This window comes from Rhodopseudomonas sp. NSM, assembly GCF_052445935.1.
GTDB lineage: Bacteria > Pseudomonadota > Alphaproteobacteria > Rhizobiales > Xanthobacteraceae > Rhodopseudomonas.
The window spans coordinates 743,504-767,656 of record NZ_JBQTCH010000003.1 but is presented as its reverse complement, the minus strand read 5'-3'; the positions used below and the strand labels follow the sequence as shown (position 1 = coordinate 767,656).

The 24,153-nt window shown below is 67.2% G+C and carries 24 protein-coding genes and 1 riboswitch; of the genes, 13 read left to right on the top strand and 11 right to left on the bottom strand.

All coding sequences use genetic code 11. From position 1 onward, the window contains the following. The first annotated feature begins 103 nt into the window (after window positions 1-103). Window positions 104-1,906 carry an NAD(P)/FAD-dependent oxidoreductase gene (locus ACTZWT_RS11895; RefSeq protein WP_444769868.1) on the top strand — a complete coding sequence of 601 codons (1,803 nt, stop codon included), beginning with the start codon at window positions 104-106 and terminating at the stop codon, window positions 1,904-1,906. Between the two features lie 111 nt (window positions 1,907-2,017). Here ACTZWT_RS11895 and ACTZWT_RS11890 read toward each other — a convergent pair whose 3' ends face one another. The 3 genes from ACTZWT_RS11890 to cobF all read right to left on the bottom strand — a co-directional run bounded on the left by ACTZWT_RS11890 (window position 2,018) and on the right by cobF (window position 4,078). Then, window positions 2,018-2,449 carry a DUF2023 family protein gene (locus ACTZWT_RS11890; RefSeq protein WP_444769867.1) on the bottom strand — a complete coding sequence of 144 codons (432 nt, stop codon included), beginning with the start codon at window positions 2,447-2,449 and terminating at the stop codon, window positions 2,018-2,020. After that, complete coding sequence (fldA, locus tag ACTZWT_RS11885; RefSeq protein WP_444769866.1) at window positions 2,428-2,910, bottom strand: flavodoxin FldA; 483 nt, start codon at window positions 2,908-2,910, stop codon at window positions 2,428-2,430. The genes ACTZWT_RS11890 and fldA overlap by 22 nt, the downstream gene beginning before the upstream one ends. 406 nt (window positions 2,911-3,316) lie before the next feature. After that, the gene (gene cobF / locus ACTZWT_RS11880) at window positions 3,317-4,078 is read right to left on the bottom strand and encodes a precorrin-6A synthase (deacetylating) (protein WP_444769865.1); all 762 of its coding nucleotides are present in this window, start codon (window positions 4,076-4,078) and stop codon (window positions 3,317-3,319) included. Window positions 4,079-4,317: 239 nt separating this feature from the next. Between cobF and tcuA the strand changes: the two genes are divergently transcribed. The 6 genes from tcuA to cobJ all read left to right on the top strand — a co-directional run bounded on the left by tcuA (window position 4,318) and on the right by cobJ (window position 9,875). Next, window positions 4,318-5,643 (top strand): FAD-dependent tricarballylate dehydrogenase TcuA, encoded by a 1,326-nt coding sequence (tcuA, locus tag ACTZWT_RS11875; protein ID WP_444769864.1) that lies wholly within the window; start codon window positions 4,318-4,320, stop codon window positions 5,641-5,643. Next, window positions 5,630-6,769, top strand: a complete 1,140-nt coding sequence (gene tcuB / locus ACTZWT_RS11870; protein ID WP_444769863.1) for a tricarballylate utilization 4Fe-4S protein TcuB — start codon at window positions 5,630-5,632, stop codon at window positions 6,767-6,769. Before tcuA ends, tcuB begins: the two co-directional genes overlap by 14 nt. A 138-nt stretch (window positions 6,770-6,907) precedes the next feature. Continuing rightward, window positions 6,908-7,118: riboswitch (cobalamin riboswitch) on the top strand. Continuing rightward, complete coding sequence (locus tag ACTZWT_RS11865; RefSeq protein ID WP_444769862.1) at window positions 7,083-7,766, top strand: hypothetical protein; 684 nt, start codon at window positions 7,083-7,085, stop codon at window positions 7,764-7,766. (Overlaps the previous riboswitch by 36 nt.) Continuing rightward, complete coding sequence (locus tag ACTZWT_RS11860) at window positions 7,763-8,392, top strand: precorrin-8X methylmutase (RefSeq protein ID WP_444769861.1); 630 nt, start codon at window positions 7,763-7,765, stop codon at window positions 8,390-8,392. The genes ACTZWT_RS11865 and ACTZWT_RS11860 overlap by 4 nt, the downstream gene beginning before the upstream one ends. Continuing rightward, the gene (locus ACTZWT_RS11855) at window positions 8,389-9,117 is read left to right on the top strand and encodes a precorrin-2 C(20)-methyltransferase (RefSeq protein WP_444769860.1); all 729 of its coding nucleotides are present in this window, start codon (window positions 8,389-8,391) and stop codon (window positions 9,115-9,117) included. The genes ACTZWT_RS11860 and ACTZWT_RS11855 overlap by 4 nt, the downstream gene beginning before the upstream one ends. After that, window positions 9,114-9,875, top strand: a complete 762-nt coding sequence (gene cobJ / locus ACTZWT_RS11850; RefSeq protein WP_444769859.1) for a precorrin-3B C(17)-methyltransferase — start codon at window positions 9,114-9,116, stop codon at window positions 9,873-9,875. The genes ACTZWT_RS11855 and cobJ overlap by 4 nt, the downstream gene beginning before the upstream one ends. Here the strand turns inward: cobJ and ACTZWT_RS11845 are convergent. After that, the gene (locus ACTZWT_RS11845; RefSeq protein WP_444769858.1) at window positions 9,842-10,624 is read right to left on the bottom strand and encodes a cobalt-precorrin-6A reductase; all 783 of its coding nucleotides are present in this window, start codon (window positions 10,622-10,624) and stop codon (window positions 9,842-9,844) included. The genes cobJ and ACTZWT_RS11845 overlap by 34 nt on opposite strands. Between ACTZWT_RS11845 and cbiE the strand changes: the two genes are divergently transcribed. The 5 genes from cbiE to cobA are packed head-to-tail and all read left to right on the top strand — an operon-like array spanning window position 10,623 to window position 15,108. Beyond that, window positions 10,623-11,846: a precorrin-6y C5,15-methyltransferase (decarboxylating) subunit CbiE gene (cbiE, locus tag ACTZWT_RS11840; protein ID WP_444769857.1), complete on the top strand. Its 1,224-nt coding sequence runs from the start codon at window positions 10,623-10,625 to the stop codon at window positions 11,844-11,846. The genes ACTZWT_RS11845 and cbiE overlap by 2 nt on opposite strands. Continuing rightward, complete coding sequence (locus ACTZWT_RS11835; RefSeq protein ID WP_444769856.1) at window positions 11,843-12,235, top strand: cobalamin biosynthesis protein; 393 nt, start codon at window positions 11,843-11,845, stop codon at window positions 12,233-12,235. The genes cbiE and ACTZWT_RS11835 overlap by 4 nt, the downstream gene beginning before the upstream one ends. Next, window positions 12,232-13,011 carry a precorrin-4 C(11)-methyltransferase gene (gene cobM, locus ACTZWT_RS11830; protein ID WP_444769855.1) on the top strand — a complete coding sequence of 260 codons (780 nt, stop codon included), beginning with the start codon at window positions 12,232-12,234 and terminating at the stop codon, window positions 13,009-13,011. The genes ACTZWT_RS11835 and cobM overlap by 4 nt, the downstream gene beginning before the upstream one ends. Then, complete coding sequence (locus ACTZWT_RS11825; RefSeq protein WP_444769854.1) at window positions 12,998-14,359, top strand: cobyrinate a,c-diamide synthase; 1,362 nt, start codon at window positions 12,998-13,000, stop codon at window positions 14,357-14,359. Before cobM ends, ACTZWT_RS11825 begins: the two co-directional genes overlap by 14 nt. Next, window positions 14,359-15,108, top strand: coding sequence for a uroporphyrinogen-III C-methyltransferase (gene cobA / locus ACTZWT_RS11820; protein ID WP_444769853.1), 750 nt, complete (start codon window positions 14,359-14,361; stop codon window positions 15,106-15,108). The genes ACTZWT_RS11825 and cobA overlap by 1 nt, the downstream gene beginning before the upstream one ends. A 3-nt stretch (window positions 15,109-15,111) precedes the next feature. Here the strand turns inward: cobA and ACTZWT_RS11815 are convergent, their stop codons facing one another. Beyond that, window positions 15,112-16,281 carry a zinc-dependent alcohol dehydrogenase gene (locus ACTZWT_RS11815; protein ID WP_444769852.1) on the bottom strand — a complete coding sequence of 390 codons (1,170 nt, stop codon included), beginning with the start codon at window positions 16,279-16,281 and terminating at the stop codon, window positions 15,112-15,114. 186 nt (window positions 16,282-16,467) lie between these two features. Here ACTZWT_RS11815 and ACTZWT_RS11810 point away from each other — a divergent pair, with 186 nt between their 5' ends. Further along, a complete protein-coding gene (locus tag ACTZWT_RS11810; RefSeq protein WP_444769851.1) occupies window positions 16,468-17,343 on the top strand; it encodes an SDR family NAD(P)-dependent oxidoreductase in 876 nt (291 codons plus the stop codon). 100 nt (window positions 17,344-17,443) lie between these two features. On the opposite strand, the gene ACTZWT_RS11805 is transcribed toward ACTZWT_RS11810, so the two are convergent. From ACTZWT_RS11805 to nosZ, 6 genes are all read right to left on the bottom strand, one after another. Beyond that, window positions 17,444-18,442, bottom strand: coding sequence for an FAD:protein FMN transferase (locus tag ACTZWT_RS11805; protein ID WP_444769850.1), 999 nt, complete (start codon window positions 18,440-18,442; stop codon window positions 17,444-17,446). 10 nt (window positions 18,443-18,452) lie between these two features. Further along, complete coding sequence (locus tag ACTZWT_RS11800; RefSeq protein ID WP_444769849.1) at window positions 18,453-18,998, bottom strand: nitrous oxide reductase accessory protein NosL; 546 nt, start codon at window positions 18,996-18,998, stop codon at window positions 18,453-18,455. Next, entirely contained in the window at window positions 18,995-19,822 is an 828-nt protein-coding gene (locus tag ACTZWT_RS11795; RefSeq protein ID WP_444769848.1) for an ABC transporter permease subunit, read from the bottom strand. The genes ACTZWT_RS11800 and ACTZWT_RS11795 overlap by 4 nt, the downstream gene beginning before the upstream one ends. Continuing rightward, window positions 19,819-20,721, bottom strand: coding sequence for an ABC transporter ATP-binding protein (locus ACTZWT_RS11790; protein ID WP_444769847.1), 903 nt, complete (start codon window positions 20,719-20,721; stop codon window positions 19,819-19,821). Before ACTZWT_RS11790 ends, ACTZWT_RS11795 begins: the two co-directional genes overlap by 4 nt. Next, window positions 20,718-22,079: a nitrous oxide reductase family maturation protein NosD gene (locus ACTZWT_RS11785; protein WP_444769846.1), complete on the bottom strand. Its 1,362-nt coding sequence runs from the start codon at window positions 22,077-22,079 to the stop codon at window positions 20,718-20,720. The genes ACTZWT_RS11790 and ACTZWT_RS11785 overlap by 4 nt, the downstream gene beginning before the upstream one ends. Before the next feature lie 125 nt (window positions 22,080-22,204). Further along, entirely contained in the window at window positions 22,205-24,148 is a 1,944-nt protein-coding gene (gene nosZ, locus ACTZWT_RS11780) for a TAT-dependent nitrous-oxide reductase (protein WP_444769845.1), read from the bottom strand. Between the last annotated feature and the right edge of the window lie 5 nt (window positions 24,149-24,153).

Sequence of the window (24,153 nt, the reverse complement as noted above, 5' to 3'; positions counted from 1 at the left end):
CAACATCGTCCCGCTTCGCGCTCGCACTCCCGGCGCGCGGTGATAGGATCGGCGCAACGAGACCGCAGCGTCACGTCGCGACAACTATCAACGGGAGGACATCATGCTCGACACCGCGCCGAACGGCAAAGTCACGACCCTGCTCGCCCTGCTGGATGAAGCGCTGAGCGCCAACGATCCCGACCGCGCGGTCGAGCTGTTTCAGACCGATTGCTACTGGCGTGACCTCGTCGCCTTCACCTGGAACATCAAGACGATGGAGGGCAAGGACCAGGTTCGCGACATGCTCGCTGCGCGGCTCGCCGATACGCGTCCATCGAACTGGCGGATTGCGGACGGCGAAGACGCCACCGAAGCCGACGGCATCGTCGAAAGCTGGATTCAGTTCGATACCGCGGTGGCGCGCGGCTTCGGCCATCTGCGGCTGAAAGACGGACGGATCTGGACGCTGCTCACCACCATGGCGGAGCTGAAGGGCTTCGAGGAGCCGCTCGGCTTCGATCGCCCGATGGGCGCCAGGCACGGCGTCGATCCGACGCGCAAGACCTGGAAGGAGGAGCGCGACGCCGAGGCCGCCGAACTCGGCATCAGCCGCCAGCCCTATTGCGTCATCATCGGCGGCGGCCAGGGCGGCATCGGACTCGCTGCGCGGCTGCGCCAGCTCGGCGTGCCGACCCTCATCATCGAGAAGAACGAGCGGCCCGGCGATAGCTGGCGCAAGCGCTACAAGTCGCTCTGCCTGCACGATCCGGTCTGGTACGACCACCTGCCCTATCTGCCGTTCCCGCCGAACTGGCCGGTGTTCGCCCCGAAGGACAAGATCGGCGACTGGCTGGAGATGTACGCCAAGGTGATGGAGCTGAACTATTGGGGCTCCACGGTGTGCAAGCGCGCTTCGTATGACGAAGCGAAGCAGGAATGGACCGTGGTGGTCGAGCGCGATTGCCAGGAGATCACCCTGACGCCGAAGCAATTGGTACTCGCCACCGGCATGTCGGCCAAGCCGAATATGCCGAACTTCGAGGGCATGGATCTTTTCAAGGGCGATCAGCACCATTCCTCGCAGCATCCCGGCCCGGACGCCTACAAGGGCAAGAAGGCGGTGGTGATCGGCTCCAACAATTCCGCGCACGACATCTGCGCGGCGCTGTGGGAGGCCGGCGCCGACGTCACCATGGTGCAGCGCTCGTCGACCCACGTCGTGAAGTCCGACTCGCTGATGGAGCTGGGACTCTCCGCGCTGTATTCCGAACAGGCCGTGAAGAACGGCATTACCACGGCGAAGGCCGATCTGATCTTCGCCTCGCTGCCCTACAAGATCCTCCACGAATTCCAGATCCCGGTCTACAACGCGATCCGCGAACGCGACGCCGACTTCTACAGGCGACTCGAAGCCGCCGGCTTCATGCTCGACTACGGCGACGACGACTCAGGCCTGTTCATGAAATATCTGCGCCGCGGCTCCGGTTACTACATCGATGTCGGCGCCTGCGACCTGATCGCCGACGGCCGTATCAAGCTGAAAAGCAATGTCGGCTTGACCCGGCTCACCGAACATTCGGTGATCCTCAGCGACGGCACCGAACTGCCAGCCGATCTCGTCGTCTACGCCACCGGCTACGGCTCGATGAACGGCTTCGCCGCCGATCTGATCTCGCAGGACGTCGCCGACAAGGTCGGCAAAGTCTGGGGACTCGGCTCGAACACCACCAAGGACCCCGGTCCATGGGAAGGCGAGCAGCGCAACATGTGGAAGCCGACCCAGCAGGATGGACTCTGGTTCCACGGCGGCAATCTGCACCAGTCGCGGCACTACTCGCAGTTCCTGGCGCTGCAGCTCAAGGCACGGATGGAGGGCGTCCCGACGCTGGTCTACGGGCGGCAAGCGGTGCATCATCTGAACTGAGCACGCGTGCCGGGCCGCGGCCAATCGGCGGACGCGGCCCAGGCGCGACGGCGACGTCCTTGCCATCCTCATCCCGAATGGAATGGATGATGCCGGCCGCCGCGAATTGAGCTAGAGCGCCAGCGCGTTGCGATCCGCAGCGAGCGCCAGCGGCATTTCGGAAGTCACTGCGAGCGGGGCCTCCGTCTCGACCGCGTCCCCGCAACGGCCGAGAAAACGCTCGCACTGCATTTCGCGATCGTAGCCGAGCAGGATGCCGAGCATGAAATCGTGCTCGGCCGTCAATTCGCACAGCGGCCCGACCAGGAAGCGGCGGACCGCCTTGACGGCCAGCCTGCTGCCGAACACCACGTTCACCCGATCAGGGCACGCCTCGTGGACGTAGTGCGCAATGCCCCGCCCCTGCAGGCGCGCGATCACCGGCGCTGCGGCCTCGACCGTCATGGTCATCAGCGCCAACGGCCGCATCCCCTTGGAGAGCTCGTACAGATGATGATTGAAGATCTGCAGCGTCGCGCTGTTCAGCTCAGCCGACCGACCCATTCGGTGATCCTCTTCTCGGTCTTGGATGACTGGTTGTCCTGGTCCAGCGGCAATCCGACGAACTGACCGTCCCGCTCCGCCCGCGAACCGGTGTGGTCGTAGCCCGCGGTCGGGGTGAACCCCACCACGGTCGCGCCCTGCTCGGTGACGAGATCGTACAGAACGCCCATCGCATCAACGAAGCAGTCCGGATAGCTGACCTGGTCGCCGGTGCCGAACAGCGCCACTTTCTTTCCGGTCAGCCGGGCCTGCTGAAGCTTGTCGAGATGAGCCTCCCAATCGGTCTGCAGATCGCCGGCGCCGTAAGTCGGCGATCCGAGAATCAGCAACGTGCAATTCTCGAAATCAGCAACGCTCGCGGCCTTGATATCGATCGCCCGACCATTGGTGTGTTTCGCGATGCGGTTCGCAACCGCTTTCGTGGCTCCGGCGTCGGAGCCGAAAATGATGTTCACGCTCATGGGTCTCTGGATAGCTCGAGGAAAGAACGAGAAACCGGCGTCGCAAATAGTGTCCCGCGGCTCTCTGTGGAGTCGAAACAGCCAGAGCCTACTGTCTCGCTCCTGCCGCCTCAAATTCAAAAATGCATCTTCTGCGCAAGTTTTGATCAGACTATTGCTATACTAATTCCAAACTAACTCGGTGGAGCGTCTCTGCGTGCTAACTAAGCGCATCGACGCAGCCCCGCGAATACCGGCAAACGTCCGGATTCGTCTGCCCGGCGCGACGCCGCGCAGTGAATTTCATGCGTCAAGAATATTCTTTGGTGCCCGAATACCGCGCTGAGCGCGCACGACGGAGCGCACGCGACGAAAGTCTGTAGCGCTTTGAGACGCTCCAATCGCCCGCAGAAACTCTGAAGACGCGCTACGCGCCGCCGTCGGAACGCCGCAGCAGATAGGCGTCCATGATCCAGCCCCTGGCCTCGCGGGCTTCGCGCCTGACGCGCTGAATCTCAGCCGCGACATCGGCGAGTCTGCCGGCGATCAGGATCTCGTCCTTCATGCCGAGATAGGCGCCCCAATAGATATAAGTGTCGCCGGCGTCGATCTTGGCGAAGGTCTCGTCGCCATCCAGCATCACCACCGTATCCTCGGCGACCCGCCCGGCCGCGCCGAGCTTCCGGCCCGTCGTGATCGTGACGGACTCGCCGATGCGGTTGAGCGGGATGCGATGCCGCGCCGTCAGCACCTGCACGGCGCTGATGCCGGGAATGATCTCGTATTCGATCGGCAGCCCTTCCGCGCGCAGCCGATCCAGGATTCGCAAGGAACTGTCGTAGAGCGTCGGATCGCCCCAGACCAGGAACGCGCCGCAACCATCGTCGGGAAGCTCGTCGATCAGCACCTGCCGGTAGCGCGCGGCGATCTGCGCATGCCAGTCGTCGACGGTCGCGCGATAATCGTCCGCGGGCGCGTCGCGTTGCGGGATGTCGATGGTGACGAAGCGATAATCCGGCTGGGTGATGAAGCGCCGGCAGATCTGTTCGCGGACTTCGCGCAGTTCGGCCTTTTCGGCGCCCTTGTCCGGCAGGAAGAACACGGTTGCGCGATTGAGCGCCTCGATCGCCTGCACGGTGAGGAAATCGGGGCCGCCGGGGCCCATTCCGATCAGAAGAATCTTGCGCATGACTGATGTCGCTCGTGCGCTCTCGTCGGCCGGAGAGCCGCGACCGTCACGACGAAGAGAGGCTTGGGAAGATGAAGCCAGAAAAGCACGACGTCCCGTCAGGCGCAAGCATCGGCGCGATTGACAAGTGGTTCAGCGCGGGTCCTAAGACGAATTGAGCAAGCGTCGCGCCGACCGGAACCGGCGAGCCCGGCGGCGGCAAATCTCAATCGACGAAGTCCGTCGGGAGTCGCGGTGAATTGAGTTCGACGTGGGATGTCGTTGTGATTGGAGGCGGTCTCGCCGGGCTGTGCGCAGCGATCGCCGCACGCCGCGCCGGTGTCTCGGTTCGTCTGCTGGAGTGCGCTCCCAGCGCGTTCCGCGGCGGCAATGCCCGCCATGCCCGCAATTTCCGCGTCGTGCACGAAGCCCCTACACGCTACGTGCCCGACGCCTACACCGCGCACGAATTTCTCGATGACCTCGCCCGCGTGACCCAGGGCGACTCCAGTCCGTGCCTTGCCCAGCGTCTTGTCGCGGAGTCGGAAACGATCACGGCATGGCTGATGGCCAACGGCGTTCCGCTGCAGGAGCCGCATGTCGGCGTCGTGCCCTATTCCCGCCGCACCGTGTTTCCGCTGGGTGGCGGCAAGGCGATGATCAACGCGCTCTATGCCACGGCGGCCGACATCGGAGTCGAGATCAGCACCGACAGCGAAGCTCGTTTGTCACGGCAATCCTCGAACGGCAGCTGGAGCATCGAACGCACGACGGCGCCTTCAGGCCCGTCGCCGATCGATGCCCGCACCATTGTGGTCTGCGCGGGCGGCGCCGGCGCCGATCCGGCCTGGCTGCGATCCCACTACGGCGACGCCGCCGACGGCTTCATGGTCCGCGGCACACCCTACGCGAACGGGCACATGCTGGCCGATCTGATCGCGGCCGGCGCGCGCACCGCCGGCGATCCGACGATCTGCCACATGGTGGCGGTGGATGCGCGCGGACCACGATTCGACGGCGGCATTGTCACCCGGATCACCGCGATCCCGTATGGAATGGCGGTCGATGGTTCGGCGACGCGGATCGACGCCACCGGCGCCGGCGCCGAGCCGACCCACTATGCCCGCTGGGGACCGCGGATCGCCGCCTGCGCCGGTCAGACGGCCTATCTGATCCTCGACGCCGATGGGCTGCGGCGGGCGGCGCCGCAGGCCTTTCCGCCGATCACAGGCGCGACCATCGACGACCTCGCCGCCGCGCTCGGTCTCGATCCGGCGGCGCTCGCGCACAGCGTGAACGCCTTCAACGCCGCACTGCCCGCAGGCGCACGCGAGATCACGACGGCCCCGTTCGCCGCCTACCCGATGCGCCCCGGCGTCACCTTCGTGCACTACGGCGTCGCGGTCGACGACCACATGCGAATTGTCTGGGCCGACGATCGCCGCAACGACACTCTGTTCGCGGCGGGCATGATCATGGCGGCCAATGTGATCGGACACGGTTATCTCGCTGGCCTCGGCCTCACACTCGCGGCGGTGTTCGGGCGGCTTGCCGGAACGGAGGCGGCGCGTCATGTCCACGGCTGATGTGTCGACCGACGAACTGACTGCCGAAGCCGAGCGCGTGCTGCGGCTCTGCACCGCCTGCATGTATTGCGACGGCCTGTGCCCGGTGTTTCCGGCGATCGACGACAAGCACAAGTTCGACCTGAGCGATCTGAACTATCTCTCCAATCTCTGCCACAACTGCCGCGGCTGCTGGTACGCGTGCCAATACACGCCGCCGCATCCGTTCGCGATCAATCTCCCCGCCACGCTCGCCGCGGTCCGTCGGCGCTCCTATGCCGACCATCTGTGGCCGCCCGTGCTCGGCCGCGCCTTCGGCTCGCCGGTCGCGGGAATCGCGGCGATCGTCGGCGTCATCGTGCTCGCCACGCTCGTCGTCGTGCTGGTGGCCCGTCCGCCTGCAGCGCTGTTCGGCGCCGACGACAGCGAGGGCGCGTTCTATCGCGTGCTGCCGTGGTCGATCATGGCGGGCGCCGCCGGCGCGTCGCTGCTGTGGGCAGTGGCGTGTATCGGACTGGCGACGCTGCGGTTCTGGCGCACGATCGCACCGGATGTCCCGACCGGCTCCCTGTTGCGCGCGCTGGGGCCCGCGATGCGCGACATCGTCACGCTGCGCCATCTCGGCGGTGGCGGACCGGGCTGCAACGACATCGGCGAGCGCACCTCGCATCGCCGCCGGCTGTTTCACCACGTCATGGTCGCGGGCTTCGCCGGCACCTTGTTGTCGACGGTCTCGGCCGCGATGTATCATCACGCGCTCGGCGTCGCAGCGCCCTATCCGCTCGGCAGCCTGCCGGTGCTGCTCGGCCTCGTCGGCGGCGTCGCCATGCTGGCCGGCATCGCCGGGCTGCTCTGGGTCGAACATTGCGCCGACACCGAGCCTTCCGACCGGACCGAAGTCGCACTCAACGTCGCCTTCCTGGTCCTTCTCGGCCTGGTCACCCTCAGCGGCCTTGCGGTGCTGGCGTTCCGCGAGACGCCGGCGATGGGACTGCTGCTGGCCGGTCATCTCGGTCTGGTTTTCGGGTTCTTCGTCGTGCTGCCGTTCTCGAAGGCCGTCCACGCCCCGTTCCGGGCCGCCGCATTGCTGCGCGCGGCAGCCGAGAAGGCCGCGGCGGGCGCTAGACACAAACGCGATCGCGGCTGACCGGCCGTGCTCGCAACCGGCCGCTGCCGCAGCCGGGCCGAACCGTCTTGATCCAGCGCAAGCGCGGGCCGATTTTATTGCGTGCTGGCCGGCTTCTGCGCGACGCAAGCTCGATTGACTCATCTGCGTTTTCGGACCAAACATCGCGCTGCCGACGGTTCCTGTCTTCGGACGGGACTAAGAGGGAATATCGGAAGTCATCGCCCTGCGCGGGATGATGACGGAGCCGAAGCTGCTCCCGCAACTGTGAACGGCGAGCCATCGCAACACGCCACTGGGCAGACGCCCGGGAAGGCTGCGCTGGCCGTGACCCGTGAGCCAGGAGACCTGCCGTCGCCTGCTGATTGACGCCATTCCGGGCGGGATGTTCCGGGGTGAAGTTCGGCCGTTCGGAGTGCAGGTCCGTTCGCCGGTTTCGCATCATCGCATCGCGCGATGGTCAACCGACGGACTTGGCACGATGCCGCTCTCGATTGTTCGCTCCGATGGGCCCGACGCCCTCGACGCGTCCGACTGCTCCCCTTTGTCCGCCGATCTCGTGGTGGTGTCGCTCTCCGACGCCGAGCTCGCACGCTACGCGCGCGCGTGGTCCAACGCCGGCCAGACACTGCCGAAGCTCTATCTCGCAAACCTCGCGCGGCTTTCGATCGATCAGCACTTTCTCTCCGCAGCCGTGGCGGCGCGCGGCATGCTGATCCATCTGGCGCATAGCGCCGAAGAATGGCGCGATGGCATCGACACCCTCACCGCGGTCGCGCGGGACCGGCGGATCGCCCTCGCCGTCATCGCCGATCAGCCCGACCCGCGGCTCGACGCGATGTCCAATCTGCCGCGTTCGACGCTGCGCCGGCTGGCCTCGCTCTGCAAAGGCAGCGACGAGGCGGCCGCGCGCGCGGTGCTGACGCAATTGTCGCTCGCGGCCGGCCTCACCATCGCGCCCTGGCTCGACCAGCCGGCACAACCGACCGCCGAGCCGATCCGCGAGGCGGTGCGATGAGCTACTCCTACGAAACCAACGGCGACGCGATCTATCGGCAGTCCTTCGCGATCATCCGTGCCGAGGCGCAGCTCGATCGCTTCGATCGCGACGAAGAGATCGTCGCGGTGCGGATCATTCACGCCAGCGGCATGGTCGACGTCGCGGCCGACATCGTCTTCACGCCGGGCCTCGTCGCTGCCGGCCGCGCGGCCCTGCAGGCCGGTGCGCCGATCCTGTGCGACGCGCAGATGGTCGCCAACGGCGTCACCCGAAAGCGACTGCCGGCCGACAACGAGGTGCTCTGCACGCTGACTGATCCGCGCGTGCCCGCACTCGCCGCGCAACTCGGCACCACGCGTTCCGCCGCCGCGCTCGAATTGTGGCGCGAGCGGCTCGACGGCGCCGTGGTGGCGATCGGCAACGCGCCGACCGCGCTGTTCCGGCTGCTCGAAATCCTCGGCGAACCCGGCGCACCGCGGCCTGCTGCGATCATCGGCATTCCGGTCGGTTTCGTCGGCGCGGCGGAATCCAAGGAGGCCTTGCTCGAAGCGGCCCCCGCACCCTGCGTCATCGTCCGCGGCCGCCGCGGCGGCAGCGCGATGACGGCGGCGGCGATCAACGCGCTGGCGAGCGAAGTCGAATGACCCGCCCGACCGTCTATGGCGTCGGCGTCGGCCCCGGCGATCCGGACCTGATGAGCGTGCGCGCCGCGCGGCTGGTCGGCTCCGCCAAGGTCGTCGCTTACTTCAGGAAGGCCGGCCGCACCGGCCATGCCCGCACCATCGTCGACGGCCTGCTCGCCGACGGCGTCGTCGAGGAGCCGCTCGACTATCCGGTGACGACCGAAATCCCGCTCGACGATCCGGCTTACGCCGCGACCCTGCGCAGCTTCTACGAGGACTGCGTTGCGCGGCTGTCGGCGCATGTCGCGCAAGGCCGCGATGTGGTGGTGCTGTGCGAGGGCGATCCGTTTCTCTACGGCTCGTTCATGCACCTCTACACCCGGCTGATCGGCGACGTGCCGGTCGTCGTCGTCCCCGGCATCTCCGGCATGGCGGCGTGCTGGACCGCGAGCGGCACGCCGATTACTTACGGCGACGACGTGCTGTGCGTCGTGCCCGCAACACTGGATGCGACACGGCTCGCCGAAACGCTGAAGACCGGCGACGCCATCGTCATCATGAAGCTCGGCCGCAATCTTCCCAAGGTCCGGCGTTCGCTCGAAGCCGCCGGCCTGATCGACCGCGCGGTCTATGTCGAACGCGGCGCGATGGCCGGCGAGACGGTGATGCGGCTTGCAGACAAGCCCGACGATCAGGCGCCCTACTTCTCGATGATCCTCGTCCATGGACAGGGACGACGACCATGACGGGATCGGTCGTCGTTGCCGGCCTCGGCCCGGGCGCGCAGGAGCTGATCACGCCGGAAGTCACGGCCGCACTCGACGCCGCGACCGATCTGGTCGGCTACGCGCCCTATGTGGCCCGCGTCGCCGCGCGCGACGATGTCCGCCGGCACTCTTCCGATAATCGCGAGGAGATCGATCGCGCCTCGTTCGCGCTTCGGCTCGCGAGCGAGGGTCGGCATGTGGTGATCGTGTCGTCCGGCGATCCCGGCGTGTTCGCGATGGCGGCGGCGCTGTTCGAGGCGATCGAGGCCGGCGATCCAGCCTGGCGCGATCTCGACATCCGGGTGCTGCCCGGCATCAGCGCGATGTTCGCCGCTGCGGCGCGGATCGGCGCGCCGCTCGGCCATGATTTCTGCGCGATCAACCTGTCGGACAATCTCAAGCCGTGGGAGACCGTCGAGAAGCGGCTGCGCGCGGCTGCCGAAGCCGACTTCGTGATCGCGCTGTACAATCCGATCTCGAAAGCGCGGCAATGGCAGCTCGACCGCGCCTTCGAGTTGCTGCGCAGCATCCATCCGGCGTCGGTGCCGGTGATCTTCGCCACCGCCGTCAGCGAGCCTCACCAGCGCATCGACGTCGTACCGCTCTCCGATGCGCTTCCGGGCCGTGCCGACATGCGCACCGTGGTGATGATCGGCTCGTCGCAGACGCGCCTCATCCCCCGCGCCGACGGCGGCAGCTATGTCTACACGCCGCGCTCGCTGAAGGCGCCGTCATGACCGAGCCACGCCATCACTTCGGCGACCGTGGTCGCCGTGAGCCTCGCAGGCACAGCGGGACGCCGGACCATCACGACCGGCAGGCCGAGGTCGCGCGCCGCCTCGATCTTGGCCACCGCCGCATCGCCGCCGGCATTCTTGGCGACCACGATCTCGCTGCGGTGCGCTTCGAGCAGTGCCCGATCACTGGCGCGGTCGAACGGCCCGCGCGCCACCACGATTTCGACCTGCGGAAACGGCAGCGCCGCGCGCGGCGGGTCGACCAGGCGGACCAGATAAGCATGCTGCGGCTGCGCGGCGAACACATCGAGATGCTGCCGGCCGGTGCCGAGGAACACCCGGCGCGGCGCCTCGCCGAGCGCCTGCGCCGCCGCAACCAGATCGTCCACCTCGATCCAGCGATCGCCCTCACCCGCCTGCCATGGCGCGCGCTCGAGTGCGAGCAGCGGCACGCCGGCAACATCACAAGCCGCGACGGCGTTGCGGCTCATCTGCGCTGCGAACGGATGCGTGGCATCGACGACGCGATCGATCCGCTCCGCGCGCAAGTAATCGATCAATCCGCGCACGCCGCCGAAGCCACCGACCCGCCATGGGATCGGCGGCGGCTTGGGATTGTCGGTGCGACCGGCAAACGACAGGACGGCCTCGATGCGCGGCTCCGCGGCGATCGCCGTCGCAAGCCGCGTCGCATCGGCGGTGCCGCCGAGGATCAACAGGCGCAGGCGCTGGGCGGAGTGGAGCGTCATGACGGCCACCGATGACACGCCGACGCCGTGGCTGTCCATCGTCGGAATCGGCGAGGACGGCGTCGCGGGCCTGTCGGACAAAGCACGCGCGCTGGTGGCGAAGGCTGATCTCGTGATCGGCGGCGAGCGGCATCTGGCGATGGTCGCGGCATTCGGCCGGCCGACGCTGCAATGGCGCGTGCCGTTCGCGGCGTCGCTGCCCGAGGTGCTGGCGCAGCGCGGCCGCAACGTCGTCGTGCTGTGCTCGGGCGATCCGTTCTGGCACGGCGCAGGCGCGGTGCTCGCGGAGCATCTCGCACCCACCGAATGGACCGCCCTGCCCGCACCGTCGACGTTCTCGTGGGCCGCCGCGCGACTCGGCTGGCGGCTGGAAGAGACGGTCGCGCTCGGCCTGCATGCGCGGCCGCTCACGACGTTGCGGCCGCATCTGCGGTCCGGCGCGCGCCTGATCGTGCTGGTCCGCGACGGCGCCGCCGTCGCACAGATCGCGTCCTATTTGGAAGCGTCGGGATTTGGCACCTCCGATATCGCCGTGCTCGAAGCGCTGGGCGGGCCGCGCGAACGCATCCGACGCACCACCGCCGCCGACTTTGCACTCACCGACGTCGCAGCCCCCGTCGCGATCGGCATCCACGTTGTCGCGCAGCCCGGCGCCATGATCATCCCACACGCAAGCGGCCTGCCGGACGCGTTGTTCCAGACCGACGGCCAACTCACCAAGCGCGCGATCCGCGCGGTGACGCTGTCGAGCTTGGCGCCGCGCGGCGGCGAGTTGTTATGGGATATCGGCGCGGGGTCGGGCTCGATCGGCATCGAATGGCTGCTGGCGGCGCGTAGCAATCGTGCCATCGGCATCGAGGCGCGGCCCGATCGGTTGGCGATTGCCCGCGCCAATGCAGACGCGCTCGGCGTGCCGCAGTTCGATCTCAGGCTTGGGCAAGCGCCCGAAGCGCTCGCCGACCTGCCGACGCCGGACGCCGTGTTCATCGGCGGCGGCGCCGGGCGGCCGGGCGTTCTCGACGCGGTGTGGCAGGCGCTGCCGTCCGGCGGACGGCTGGTCGTCAACGCGGTGACGCTGGAAACCGAGGCGCTGCTGATCGGCTGGCACGGCCGCCATGGCGGCGAGTTGCTGCGGCTCGGCGTCGAACGCGCGGCGCCGGTCGGCGGGCTCACTGCCTGGCGCGCCGCGATCCCGGTGGTGCAATGGAGCGTCCGCAAATGACGCGGGTCGTGATCGGCATTGGATTTCGCGCCACCGCCCCGCAGGCGTCGATCGCCGAAGTGATCGCGGCTGCGCGCCGCGCCGCTGTGCCCGCGCGGCCGACGCACCTCGCGGTGCCCGACGACAAAGCCGTGCATCCGCCGTTGATCGCAGCGGCGACGGAAGCCGCATTGCCCTGCCTCGCGATCAGCGCGGCGGCGATCCGGAGCGCCGCCGATCGCATCGCGACCAACTCACCGCGCGTCGCGCGCGCCCGCGGCGTCGGCAGCGTGTGCGAAGCCGCGGCGCTCGCCGCGGCGGGCCCGGCCGCACGCCTCGCCGTAACGCGGCTGATTTCGACCGACCGCCAGGCGACCGCCGCCGTCGCCATCCAGGAACTCACCCCATGACGATCCACTTCATCGGCGCCGGTCCCGGTGCGCCCGACCTGATCACGGTGCGCGGCCGCGATCTGGTGATGCGCTGCCCGGTCTGCCTCTATGCCGGCTCGCTGGTGCCGCGCGAGCTGATCACGCTGTGCCCGCCCGGCGCCCGCGTGGTCGACACCGCGCCGCTCGACCTCGACGCGATTACCAAAGAATTCGTCGCCGCCGCCGAGGCCGGCCACGACGTCGCGCGATTGCACTCCGGCGACCTGTCGGTGTGGAGCGCGATGGGCGAGCAGATCCGCCGGCTCGAGGCCCACGGCATCCCCTACACCGTCACGCCCGGCGTGCCGTCCTTCGCTGCCGCTGCGGCGGCGCTCGGCCGCGAACTGACACTGCCGGAAGTCGCGCAGACCGTGGTGCTGACGCGCACCTCCGGCCGCGCTTCCGCGATGCCACCTCGCGAGAACCTCGAGGCCTATGCGGCGACCGGCGCGACGCTGGCGATCCATCTGTCGATCCACGTGATCGAGAACGTCGTCGAAAGACTGCGCCCGCATTACGGCGACGATTGTGCCGTTGCCGTCGTCGTCCGCGCGAGCTGGCCTGAAGAGCAGATCATCCGCGGCACGCTGACGACCATCGCGGCACAGGTCGCGGAAGCCGGCATCGACCGCACCGCGCTGATCCTGGTCGGGCCATCGCTGGCGGCGACCGACTTTCGCGACAGCGCGCTTTACAGTATGGACTACGACCGGCGCTACCGTCGCTCCGCGGAGGACGATCGTGCCCGCGACTGATCGCGTCCTGAGCGCTACCACGCCGCGCAGACCGCCGGGGCTGATCATCGCCGCGCCGTCGACCAACAGCGGCAAGACCACCGTAACGCTGGCACTGCTCGCCGCGCTGCGCCGCCGCGGCCGCATCGTGCAGCCGTACAAATGCGGCCCCGACTACATCGACCCCGCGTTCCACGCCGCCGCGGCCGGGCGGCCCAGCTACAATCTCGACTCCTTTGCCTTTTCGCGCGGCCGGATCGCCGCGTTGCTCGAGGCGGCAGCCGGCGCGGACCTCTGCATCGCCGAAGGCGTGATGGGGCTGTTCGACGGCGGCAGCACGACAGGCGCGTGGGGCAACGGCGCAACCGCCGATATCGCCGCGGCGACCGGATGGCCGGTGGTGCTGGTGATCGACGTCGCCGGCCAGTCGCAATCCGCCGCTGCGCTGGCGCTCGGCTTCGCGAACTACCGGAGCGACGTGATGCTGGCCGGCGTGATCCTCAACAACGTCGCCAGCGCGCGGCACGAGGCGCTGGTCCGCGCCGGCTTCACGACGCAGAGCATTCCTGTGCTGGGCACGCTCGCACGACATGCCGGCAGCGCGATCAAGAACCGCCATCTCGGCCTGGTGCAGGCACGCGAGCACACGCAGCTCGACGCGCGGCTCGCTGCACTGGCCGCACTCGCCGAACAGGGCATCGACCTCGACGCGCTCGAACGCGCCGCCGCTCCGTCACAGTACGACGCCGCGGCGACGCCGCGCATTACCCCTCCAGGCCAGCGCATCGCGCTCGCCAGCGACGACGCCTTCTCCTTCATCTATCCGCATCTGCTCGCCGGATGGCGCGCCGCCGGCGCCGAAATCGTGCCGTTCTCGCCGCTCGCTGACGAAGGACCCGATGATACTTGCGACGCCGCCTGGCTGCCGGGTGGCTATCCCGAACTTCACGCGGGCACGCTCGCGGCGGCGACGCATTTCAAGTCGGCCCTGACGCAGTTTGCAGACACGCGCCCGGTGCACGGCGAATGCGGAGGCTACATGACGCTCGGCGCAGGCCTGATCGACGCCGATGGCCATCGCCACGCGATGGTGGGACTCCTCGGCCTCGAAACCGATTTCGCCCAGCGCAAGCTGAATCTCGGCTATCGCGTCGCGACCCTGCAGACGCCGGCCGCGGGGCATTCGGCCGGCTGCGTGCTGCGCGGCCACGAATATCACTACGCCCGCGTGCTCGGCGTCGCCGACGACCCGCTCGCAGACATCCGCGACGCAGCCGGCTCGCCGAGCGGTGAGACGGGAAGCCGCCGCGGTCATGTCACCGGAACGTTCTTTCACCTGATCGACGTCGCGCAGGAGCTTGCCAGCTGATGCCGGCCACTTCGAGTTCACACTTCACCCCTGGCAGCGTCGCTCTCGTCGGCGCCGGCCCCGGCGACGCCGATCTGCTGACGTTGCGCGCGGTCAAGCGCCTGCAGCAAGCCGACGTCGTGCTGTACGACGATCTGGCCGGCGAGGATTTCATGTCGTTCCTCAAGCCGGACGTCGAACTCGTCGCCGTCGGCAAGCGCGCCGGACACCCGTCGCCGCGGCAGGACGAGGTCAGCCGGCTGATCGTGGCCCATGCCGGGCGGGGCAAGCGCGTGGTGCGGCTGAAGGCCGGCGACCCTGCCGTGTTCGCGCGCTCCGACGAGGAACTACGCGCCGCCCGCGACGCCGGCATCGCTATTGAGATCGTCCCCGGCGTCACCACCGCGACCGCCGCCGCCGCGGCGATCGGCGCTTCGCTGACCAAACGCGGCGTCGCCCGCCGCGTCCAGCTCGTCACCGGCCACGATGTCGACGGTCGCCTGCCCGGCGATCTCGACATCGCGGCGCTGGCCGATCCGGCTGCGACGACCTGCATCTATATGGGCAAGGCGACCTTTCCGGCACTGGTCGAACGCCTGATCGCCCACGGCATGAGCCCGCAAACGCCGGCGGCGATCGTCGAAAGCCTCGGCTCGCCGGAGACCCGCGTCTATCGCGGAACGATCGCCGAGACCGCGGCCCGGCTGATCACCAATCGCCCGCCCGGCGCCTGCATGATCATCTATGGTCTGGCGCTCGAAGAAGGCTGAGCCTCAGGGCTTCATCACCACCTTGATACAGCCGTCCTTCTTGTCGCGGAACGTCTTGTAAAGCTCGGGACCCTCCTCGAGCGTCGCGCGGTGGGTGATGACGAAGGTCGGGTCGATCTCACCCTTCTCGATGCGCTGCAGCAACTGTGGCAGATAGCGCTGAACCGGTGTCTGCGCCATGCGGAACGTCAGCCCGCGATTGATCGCCGAACCCATCGGGATCTTGTCGAGCAGGCCGGCATAGACGCCGACGATGGACACCGTCCCGAAATTGCGACAGCAATGGATCGCCTGCCGCAGCACGTGCGGCCGATCGGTGCCCATGAAGGTCGCCACCTTGATCCGATCGACGACGGCGTCGAAACCGGAGGTGGTCTCCGGCTCGGTGCCGACCGCGTCGATGCAGGCGTCGGCGCCGCGGCCATGGGTCAGATCCTGAATGCGGTCGTAGACGTCCTCCTGCTTGAAGTCGATCGTGATCGCGCCGGATGCCCGGGCCATCTCCAGCCGTTCCGGCACGGTGTCGATCGCAATGACGCGCTCGGCGCCGAGCAGGAACGCGCTCTTGATGGCGAATTGCCCGACCGGCCCGCAGCCCCAGATCGCAACGGTTTCGCCGCCTTGCAGATCGCAGAAATCGGCCGCCATGAAGCCGGTCGGGAAAATGTCCGACAGGAACAGCGCCTGCTCGTCGGTCATCCCGTCCGGCACTTTGATCGGACCGACATCGGCGTAAGGTACGCGCAGATATTCCGCCTGCCCGCCCGCGAAGCCGCCGAGCAGATGCGAATAGCCGAACAGACCGGCGGGCGAATGGCCCCAGAGTTTCGCGGCTTGCTCGGCGTTCGGATTGGAGCGCTCGCAGCCGCTGAAGAAGCCGCGCTTGCAGAAGAAGCATTCGCCGCAGGAGATCGTGAACGGCACGACGACGCGGTCGCCGACCTTGAGCGCCTTGTTGTCGGCGCCGACCTCGACCACCTCGCCCATGGTTTCGTGACCGACGACATCGCCGCTCTTCATCGACGGCATCACGCCGTCGAACAGATGCAGATCGGAACCGCAGATCGCGCACGCGGTGACCCGGATGATCGCGTCCCGTCCATGTTCGATCTTGGGATCGGGCACGCTTTCGCACCGGATATCGCTCTTGCCGTGCCAGGTCAGCGCCTTCATCTCGTACCTCCGCTTGTGTTCATCTCCCAGACAAACACACCGAGGCACCGTTGTTCCTAAATTGAGGGTCCGGTCTCGAGACCTGCTATGATCTCATCGGCAAATCCGGCCGACCGTTCGCCAACCGTCGACCGACCTCAGCCGCCTGTGCGACCTTTTGCCCGCCGAGTCCCGGAGGCCAGCTCGATGCATCCATACCAAGCAACTAAGCGAACCGCCCTGGTCACCGGAGCCAATTCGGGTCTGGGCAAAGCCATCGCGACGGCATTGGCGGCGGAGAATACCCGCGTCGGCCTGGTGGTCCGTGACCGCGAACGGGGCGAGAAGGCGATCGAGGACATTCGCGCCGCCACCGGCAATGACGATCTGCATCTGTTCGTCGCCGATCTGGCCGACCAGTCGGCGATCCGCGCAATGGCGCAAGCCGTGCAGCAGCGCTTCGAACACCTGCACTTGCTGGTGAACAATGCCGGGAGCGCCTTCCCCGAGCGGCGGCTCAGCCCGCAGGGGATCGAGTGCGCGATGGCGGTGAACCACCTCGCCCCATTCCTCCTCACCAATCTGCTGCTGGATCTTCTCAAAGCCAGTGCCCCGGCGCGGATCGTCAATGTCGGCACCCGCATCGACACGTCGCTCGATTTCGACGATCTGAACTGGGAGCGGCGCCCCTACCGCATGATGCGAGGCTACGGCCAGTCCAAGCTCGGCAACCTGCATTTCACCTTCGAACTGGCGCGACGGCTGCAAGGCAGCGGCGTGACGGTCAATTGCGTTTTCCCGGGGGTCTTCAAATCGAACCTCGGCGGCACCGATGGCGCCCAGGGGTTCTTTCTGAAGCTGTTCGCCCGGCTGGGGGGCTGGGCGATCCCTTCAGCGCAGCGGGCGGCGCGGCGCGTGCTGTATCTCGCCAACGCACCGGAACTGGCCGAGGTGAGCGGCCAGTATTTCGGCGATCGCAGGACCATTCCGGCCCCCGCCCAGGCGCTCGACGCGGACGCAAACCGCCGGCTGTGGCAGATCAGCGAAACACTGACGGCGGAACAAGGCACGGCAGGCGGCTGACGGCCGTGTGACTGTCGTCATGCTACGCACGCGGAGACCCGCCGCGCCGCGGCCGAACCAGGAGCTTCGTCGACGCAGACCGAATGCGCTCATCGACGATCTAAGCTGCGAGCACGACCGGCTCTCCGTCCGCTCCGACGATCCGCGCCTCCACATTCGGCCGCCTGTCCATGATCGCCTTGATGCGCGCCGGCGGCAGCAGGCTGAAGGCGGTCGACAGTGCGTCGGCTTCGGTGGCGGTCGGGGCGATCACGCTGACCGAGCGATACAGCGCGGGGCTGCGGCCGGTGGCGGGATCGAACAAGTGGGTGAAGCGGCCACTGTCGTCGAAGCGGAAACCGGCACCGGCGCTGGTGGCGACGGCGCGGTCGACCAGATCGATGGTGCCGGTCAGGGCGCCGGGCTGCGTGGCATCGTCAAGCCCGACGCGCCACGGTCGGCCATCGGGGCGTGCGCCGAGCGCGCGGATTTCACCGATATCGATCAGCGTGGTCGACAGGCCGGCGTCGCGCAGCAGTTCGGCGACGCGGTCGGTGGCAAACCCCTGAGCGATGCCGTTCAGCGTGATCGCCGCGCCGCGCTTCATCAGCGCAACGCGGTCGGTGCCGACCCGCAGCCCGTCATGGCCGACCCTGGCGAGCGCATCGGCCAGCGCCGGCTGCGACGGCCCATCGGGATCCGGACGCTCTGCCGCAAAATGATCCTGATACAACCGCCACAGCGGCTGCACGGTGGGATCGAAGGCGCCGTTGGTGAGTTCTGCAAACTGCCGCGACGCGCGCAGTAGCGCGACCATCTGCGGATCGGGACCGATCAGCAGGCCGCTGCGATTGAGCTCGCAGATCGCGGAGTCGGGCCGATACAGGCTGAACTGCTGCTCGAGCTGTCGCACCATGGCGACGCACTGCGCGATCAGCCGTTCGGCGACGGCGCGATCCGGATGGTAGATCGCGATCGACGCATGCGCGCCCAGCGCCGTCCCTTGCCAGCCCAACGGCTGGTCCGCCCGCGCGCCGCGGACGCCGCCCAGCATTGTCGCGCCGAGGGCGGTCGCCGCGATCGCGATCATGCGCCGGCGCGTCAGGGAAGAATGCGGCATGGCGGCCTCGTCAGTTGATGGTGGAATGCGCCTGATGGTCGCCGCTGTGGTCGGCGGCGCTGTCGCTGCCGAGCACATAGGACGATGGGATTTCCTTGAACGACACGATCCGGCCGCCATGCTCCGCCGCGAAGGCCTCCGCCGCGGCCGGCTCGGCGAACGGCACGGCCTCGGCGGCGCCCATGCCGCCCTGTCGGCGGCTGCCGATCACATAGAGCGCCTTGCGGGCATCGATCCAGTTGTCGGCGCCCGGCTCGTCCCAGCTGCCCTTCGCCATGTCGGAGACATAGATCGCGCGGATGTCGCGCGGCTGATCCGGCATCAGGGTGAACGCCACAGTGTCGCGCACCGAGGAGAACCAGAACGGATCGATCCGGCTCCCGGTGATGATCTGCCCTTTCGGCCCGGGATGCTCCATCAGGTTCATGCCGCAGAACACCCCCATCGCGTCGCTGTTCAGCGCCACCGGCGGCGGCATTTTGCCGACGCTGGCGTCCTGATTGCAGCCCGCCAGCGCCAAGGCGGCCAGCATCGCGCAGACGATTCGAAACATCATAGCTCCCTCCGTCCGAATGCCAGGATCGCCAGCCCGAGCGGGGCGACGATCCAGCCGATGAGGCCGAGCAGCAGCGCGCTCAGGCCGATATGGGCCGTGCCGGCGAGACCGGCCATCCCGGAAAACTGGCTGACATTGGATCCGACCAGATTGCTCAGCCGGTACAGGTCGGTCGGATTGAGAAACAGCAGCGCGTTGAGCACCGGCGCGGTGATGACGCGGCCCTGGTCGACCACCAGCAGCCCGAGCAGCGCGGAGTCGAACAGCAGCACCATCAGCAGCCAGACGCCGACCGCGGCGCCGGCCGCGGTGCCGCGATCGCGCACCAGCGCGCTGATCAGATAGCCGATCGCCACGAAGGCGGCGCCGAGCAGGACCGAGCTGCCGAGCATCGCCGCGAAGGCGATCCAGCTCGCCGCCAAGACCGAGGCGCCCGTCAGCGCCAGCGCCAGCCCGGCGGCGCCGTAGCCGACCAGCGTGGCGAAGCCGAGGATCGCCACATGGCCGACGAACTTTCCCAGGATCACCTGGCTGCGGCCGACCGGATAGCTCAGCAGCAGAATCATGGTGCCGCGCTCCATCTCGCCGACCACCGCGTCGTGCGAGATCAACAGCGCGATCAAGGGCACCAGGAAGATCGTCAGGCTGGACAGGCTGACGACCACAACGTCGAGCGCGCCGGCGCCGACTTGCCCGGTGGGCGCGCTGCCCAAAAAGGACAACGACAGCGCCAGCGCGGCCAGCAGCAGCGTGGTCGCCAGCACCCAGCGGTTGCGCAGGCCTTCCTGGATCTCCTTGGCGGCAATGATGACGATCGTCCTCATCCCGCGTCCTCCTGGCGCTGCAGGAAGTGCGCATACAGATCGTCGAGCGTCGGCGCGGTGACTTCGATATCGCGCACGCGCGGATCCGCGGCGGCGAGCCGCAGCAGATGCATTTTGCTGGCGTTGCTCTCGACCAGAACGACGTCGCGCAGCGCCGCCGCGTCGCCGCCCGTCGCCCAGGCTGGCGGCGCGCCGCCCGGCTCGCGCAGGATCGCGACACGGATCGGTAGTTGCGAGATCTCGCGCAATTCCTCCATGGTGCCCTGCGCCGCCAGCAAGCCTCGGTTCATGATCAGCACGTGCTCGGCGCGATCCTCCAGCTCGTTCAGCGCATGCGACGAGATCAGCACGGTGGCGCCATCGTCGCGCAACTCGTCCAGGATTTCATAGAAGGTCTGGCGCAGCGCCGGATCGAGCCCGGTGGTCGGCTCGTCGAGTAGCAGCACCTTCGGTCGGCCGAGCAGCGCCTGCGCCAGCCCGAGCCGCTGCCGCATGCCTTTCGAATAAGTGCCGACCCGACGATCCGCCGCGGCGGAGAGTCCGACGCGATCCAGTACCGGCCATGCGCTGGCAGGCTTGACCTGCTTCAGCCGGGCATAAAACGCCAACGTTTCGCGCCCGGTCAACGCGGCGTTGAAGGCGACATTCTCCGGCAGATAGCCGAGCTGACGTCGTCCGGAAAACTCACCGGCGGCGGGATCCTCGCCGAGCACCGCGACGGCGCCCCGATCGGCGCGGATCAGTCCCAGCATCAGCTTGATCAGCGTGGTCTTGCCGGCGCCGTTGTGGCCGACCAGCGCGTTTAGCCGCCCCGGCCGCAATTCGAACGACACGCCCCGCAGCGCGCGGACGCTGCGAAAGCTCTTTTCGACGCCGGTCACCTTGACGCTGGCCGTCATGGCGCGCGCTCCGGCACGGCGGGTTTCGGCGGCGGTGCGATCAGCGGCCTTGTGTCGACTACGCCGCCCGGATACAGCGCCGGAAACTGGCTCTGCGCCCAACGCAGAACCTGAACCGCCGGGCTGTTGATCAGCACTTTGGCGGCCGGCGCGGTCCACAGCACGCGATCGACCAGATCGTTCGGCCGATAGGCGGTGTCGGCAATGCCGTCGCCATCGAGATCGAATGCCGGGTTGTCGCTCCAGTAATTGCCGCGGCCGCCCTTCGACCAGTCCAGATCGCGGGTGCCGACATATTTCACCTGGTTGCGGTTGCCGACAAAAGCATTGCCGGTGACGCTGTTGCCCTCGGAGCCGGCGGTGAAATGCACGCCGATGCCGCAGCGCTCGAACCAGTTGTCGTGGAAGCGGTTGTGGTTGGCGTTGTAGATGAACACGCATTTCTGCGGCCCCTCGCGCGCCGGCTCGGCCGATCGCGGTTCGGGCATCATGCCCTTCTCGTCGCCGGCTGCCTCGTCGCGCGCGTTGCCGCCATTGTTCAGCGCGCCACCGATCACGTGGTTGCCGGAGATCTCCGACCGATTGGCGTAGTTGAACAACAGCCCGTAGTCGCGATCACGATCCGAGATGTTGCCGGTGATCTTCAGGCGGTTGGAGAACATGATGGCGTAGCCGCCGTGATTGCCGGCCGAGACATTGCCGGAAACCTCGCTGTCGTTGGTGTACATGTAGTGCACGCCGAACCGGACATTTTCGAAACGGTTATTGATGAAACGGTCCTTGCTGCTGGTGATGGTGAAGATGCCGTCGCGACCATAACGGATGGTGTTGCCCTCGATGGTCACGTGCGGCGCGTTCCACACCGAGACGCCGTTGCCGGCCTCGTTGAGCCGGATATCGCGCAGGCCTTCGATCACATTGCGCTCGACCCGCGATCCGCTGGCGCCGTGGACATAGACGCCGAACAGGTTGCCCTCGAACCGATTGTTCTGGATCAGCGCCCGCTCCGCGGTCTTCTGCAGGAAGACGCCGGAATCCATGCTTTGCAGGTCGCGGCCCGAGCCCTTGATGGTGATGCCGCGGACCGTCACGTCGGGCGCACTGATGGTGACGACACTGCCCTGGCCGTTGCCGACGATCGCCGCGCCCTTCTGCCCGGACACCACCACGCGGCGCGCGATGGTGATCGCGCCATTGTGGTTGCCGGGCGCGAGCTCGAGCACGTCGCCGTCGGCGGCGCGATCCAGCACGCCCTGCAGCGGCTGATCGGGCGCGACGCCGATGGTTTCCGCGACTGCGGAGCCGCAGGCGCCGAAGGCGAGCACTGCCATCGGAATGAGACGCGACCAAAGCGACACGTGAGGTCCTCGGAGTTTGTTCAAGTTAGGATCAGCGAAAGGAACGGACGCTGGCCGCAGCGTCGGGCAAGTCACCTCTCCCCGCGCGCGGGGAGAGGTGAAGGCTCGCAATGACGGCGACGTTCTCAGGCCGTCTTCGGCTCGACGAACATGCGGCCTTTCATTTCCATATGCATGGCATGGCAGAACCAGGAACAGTAGTACCAGTACACGCCTGCCTTGTCGGCGGAGAACGACACCGACGCGGTGGCCTGCGGCGCCACTTCCATGTTGATGCCGTAGTTCACGATCGAGAAGCCGTGGGTGAGATCCTCGACGTCGTCGATGTTGGTGACGTAGACGGTGACCTGGTCGCCCTGTCGGACCTGGAATTTCTCCAAACCGAAGTTCGGGGCGGTCGAGGTCATGTAGACGCGGACATTGTTGCCGTCGCGAACGACCTTGGATTCTTCCTCGAGCTTGACGCCGTCGAGCTGCGCCTGCTTGACCGCGTCGGAGAACATCGGGTCGGCCCGGTTCCAGATCGAGATCGGATTGATCTTGGAGCGGTGCACGATAGTGGCGTCATGCGGTTCGGCGAAGCTCGGGCCGTCGTGCACCAGCTTCATCCTGTCGCCGGAGATGTCGATCAGCTGATCGTTCTCCGGCTTCAGCGGACCGACATTGAGGAACCGGTCCTTGGAGAACTTGTTCAGCGAGATCAGCCACTTTCCATCTGCCTCCTTGGTCTGGCCCATCGAGGTGTGGTTGTGGCCGGGCTGATAATGGACGTCGATCTTCTCGATGATCGGATTGACCTTCTCGCCCTTGAAGGCACGTATCGCCAGATCGATGTTCCACTTGCAGATCTGGCTGTCGATGAACAGCGTGGTGTAGGCATTGCCCTTGCCGTCATAGGCGGTGTGCAACGGGCCGAGGCCGAGCTCGGGCTCCGCCACCACGACGTCGCGCGGCTTGATCTTGTCGTCGAACAATTGGTCGAACAGCCGCACGTCCATCACCGTGGCGGTCGGCGACAGCTTGCCATTGGCGACGATGTGGATGCCGTCCGGCGCGGTGTTCATGCCGTGCGGGCTGTTGGAGATCGGCACATAGCGGGTGTATTTGGAGCCCTTGCGGCCGTCGAGCACCGGCACGCCCCCCATCTCCTTGAAGTCGCCGTTCTTGACGCCCTCCTCGATCCGCTTGAGATTGAAGATGACGACCCAGTCCTGCTCGTTGGCGGTCATCTCGGCAGCGGTGACGCCCTCCTCCGAATTGTAGCAGGTGGCGAAGGCATATTTGCCCTGGTAGTCGGCATCGACATTGTCGAGGTTGCCATCCACCATCACCTGCCAGGCGACTTTCATGGTGTCGCCGTCGATCGCGGTGAAGATCGCGTGATATTCCTTCGGATTGTCGAGAATCTTGCCGTCATTGACCAGCGGCACGCGATCCTCGCCATTGCAGAACACGTAGCCGGTGCGCGGATATTTCTGCACCCGCAGGCCGTGCACGGTGTGCTGGTTCGGCAGCTGAATGACCTTGTCGCATTTCATCACGTCGAGCCGCACCCGGGCGACGCGGGTGTTGGCCTTGTCGTTCATGAAGGCGTAACGGCCGTCATAGGTGCCGTCTGTGAACGACAGATGCGGATGATGCAGGTCGCCATTCAGATAGGTTCCGCCGCGGGTCTTGAGGAATTCGCGGGTCTCCGGCAGCAGATTCTCGGTGAGGATCTTCAGGCTTTCGTTGGTCTGGCCCCAGCCGGTGGCGCTGTCGCGGTTGAACACCGGCACCCGCATCAATTCGCGCATCGACGGCAGGCCGGCGATCCGCAGCTCGCCGGTCTGGCCGCTGGAGAAGAACACGTAGTATTCGTCGAGTTCGCCCGGAAGTACCTCGTGTTTCTGAACCGCCGGCCGCGCCGGCAGTTTGGTTGCCGCCTTGGTCTGCGCTTCGGCAGCCGTCGTCAGGCCATCGCCGCCCGAAAATCCGATGCCGCCGGCCAGCCCAACACCGGCCGCCGCGGCCGTGGTCCCCAACAGCGCTCGCCGGCTGACGGTTTTGTCGTTGGTATTTTCGGTCATGGTCG

Excerpts from the sequence above, each read along its gene's own strand:
- fldA (WP_444769866.1), bottom strand. The coding sequence starts at position 2,910 with ATGAGCGTGAACATCATTTTCGGCTCCGACGCCGGAGCCACGAAAGCG.
- cbiE (WP_444769857.1), top strand. The coding sequence starts at position 10,623 with ATGACGGCCACCGATGACACGCCGACGCCGTGGCTGTCCATCGTCGGA.
- ACTZWT_RS11790 (WP_444769847.1), bottom strand. The coding sequence starts at position 20,721 with ATGACGGCCAGCGTCAAGGTGACCGGCGTCGAAAAGAGCTTTCGCAGC.
- ACTZWT_RS11890 (WP_444769867.1), bottom strand. The coding sequence starts at position 2,449 with ATGGGTCGGTCGGCTGAGCTGAACAGCGCGACGCTGCAGATCTTCAAT.
- cobF (WP_444769865.1), bottom strand. The coding sequence starts at position 4,078 with ATGCGCAAGATTCTTCTGATCGGAATGGGCCCCGGCGGCCCCGATTTC.
- nosZ (WP_444769845.1), bottom strand. The coding sequence starts at position 24,148 with ATGACCGAAAATACCAACGACAAAACCGTCAGCCGGCGAGCGCTGTTG.
- ACTZWT_RS11845 (WP_444769858.1), bottom strand. The coding sequence starts at position 10,624 with ATGACGCTCCACTCCGCCCAGCGCCTGCGCCTGTTGATCCTCGGCGGC.
- ACTZWT_RS11795 (WP_444769848.1), bottom strand. The coding sequence starts at position 19,822 with ATGAGGACGATCGTCATCATTGCCGCCAAGGAGATCCAGGAAGGCCTG.
- cobA (WP_444769853.1), top strand. The coding sequence starts at position 14,359 with ATGCCGGCCACTTCGAGTTCACACTTCACCCCTGGCAGCGTCGCTCTC.
- tcuB (WP_444769863.1), top strand. The coding sequence starts at position 5,630 with ATGTCCACGGCTGATGTGTCGACCGACGAACTGACTGCCGAAGCCGAG.
- ACTZWT_RS11855 (WP_444769860.1), top strand. The coding sequence starts at position 8,389 with ATGACCCGCCCGACCGTCTATGGCGTCGGCGTCGGCCCCGGCGATCCG.
- cobJ (WP_444769859.1), top strand. The coding sequence starts at position 9,114 with ATGACGGGATCGGTCGTCGTTGCCGGCCTCGGCCCGGGCGCGCAGGAG.
- cobM (WP_444769855.1), top strand. The coding sequence starts at position 12,232 with ATGACGATCCACTTCATCGGCGCCGGTCCCGGTGCGCCCGACCTGATC.
- ACTZWT_RS11815 (WP_444769852.1), bottom strand. The coding sequence starts at position 16,281 with ATGAAGGCGCTGACCTGGCACGGCAAGAGCGATATCCGGTGCGAAAGC.
- ACTZWT_RS11895 (WP_444769868.1), top strand. The coding sequence starts at position 104 with ATGCTCGACACCGCGCCGAACGGCAAAGTCACGACCCTGCTCGCCCTG.
- ACTZWT_RS11810 (WP_444769851.1), top strand. The coding sequence starts at position 16,468 with ATGCATCCATACCAAGCAACTAAGCGAACCGCCCTGGTCACCGGAGCC.
- ACTZWT_RS11800 (WP_444769849.1), bottom strand. The coding sequence starts at position 18,998 with ATGATGTTTCGAATCGTCTGCGCGATGCTGGCCGCCTTGGCGCTGGCG.
- ACTZWT_RS11805 (WP_444769850.1), bottom strand. The coding sequence starts at position 18,442 with ATGCCGCATTCTTCCCTGACGCGCCGGCGCATGATCGCGATCGCGGCG.
- ACTZWT_RS11860 (WP_444769861.1), top strand. The coding sequence starts at position 7,763 with ATGAGCTACTCCTACGAAACCAACGGCGACGCGATCTATCGGCAGTCC.
- ACTZWT_RS11835 (WP_444769856.1), top strand. The coding sequence starts at position 11,843 with ATGACGCGGGTCGTGATCGGCATTGGATTTCGCGCCACCGCCCCGCAG.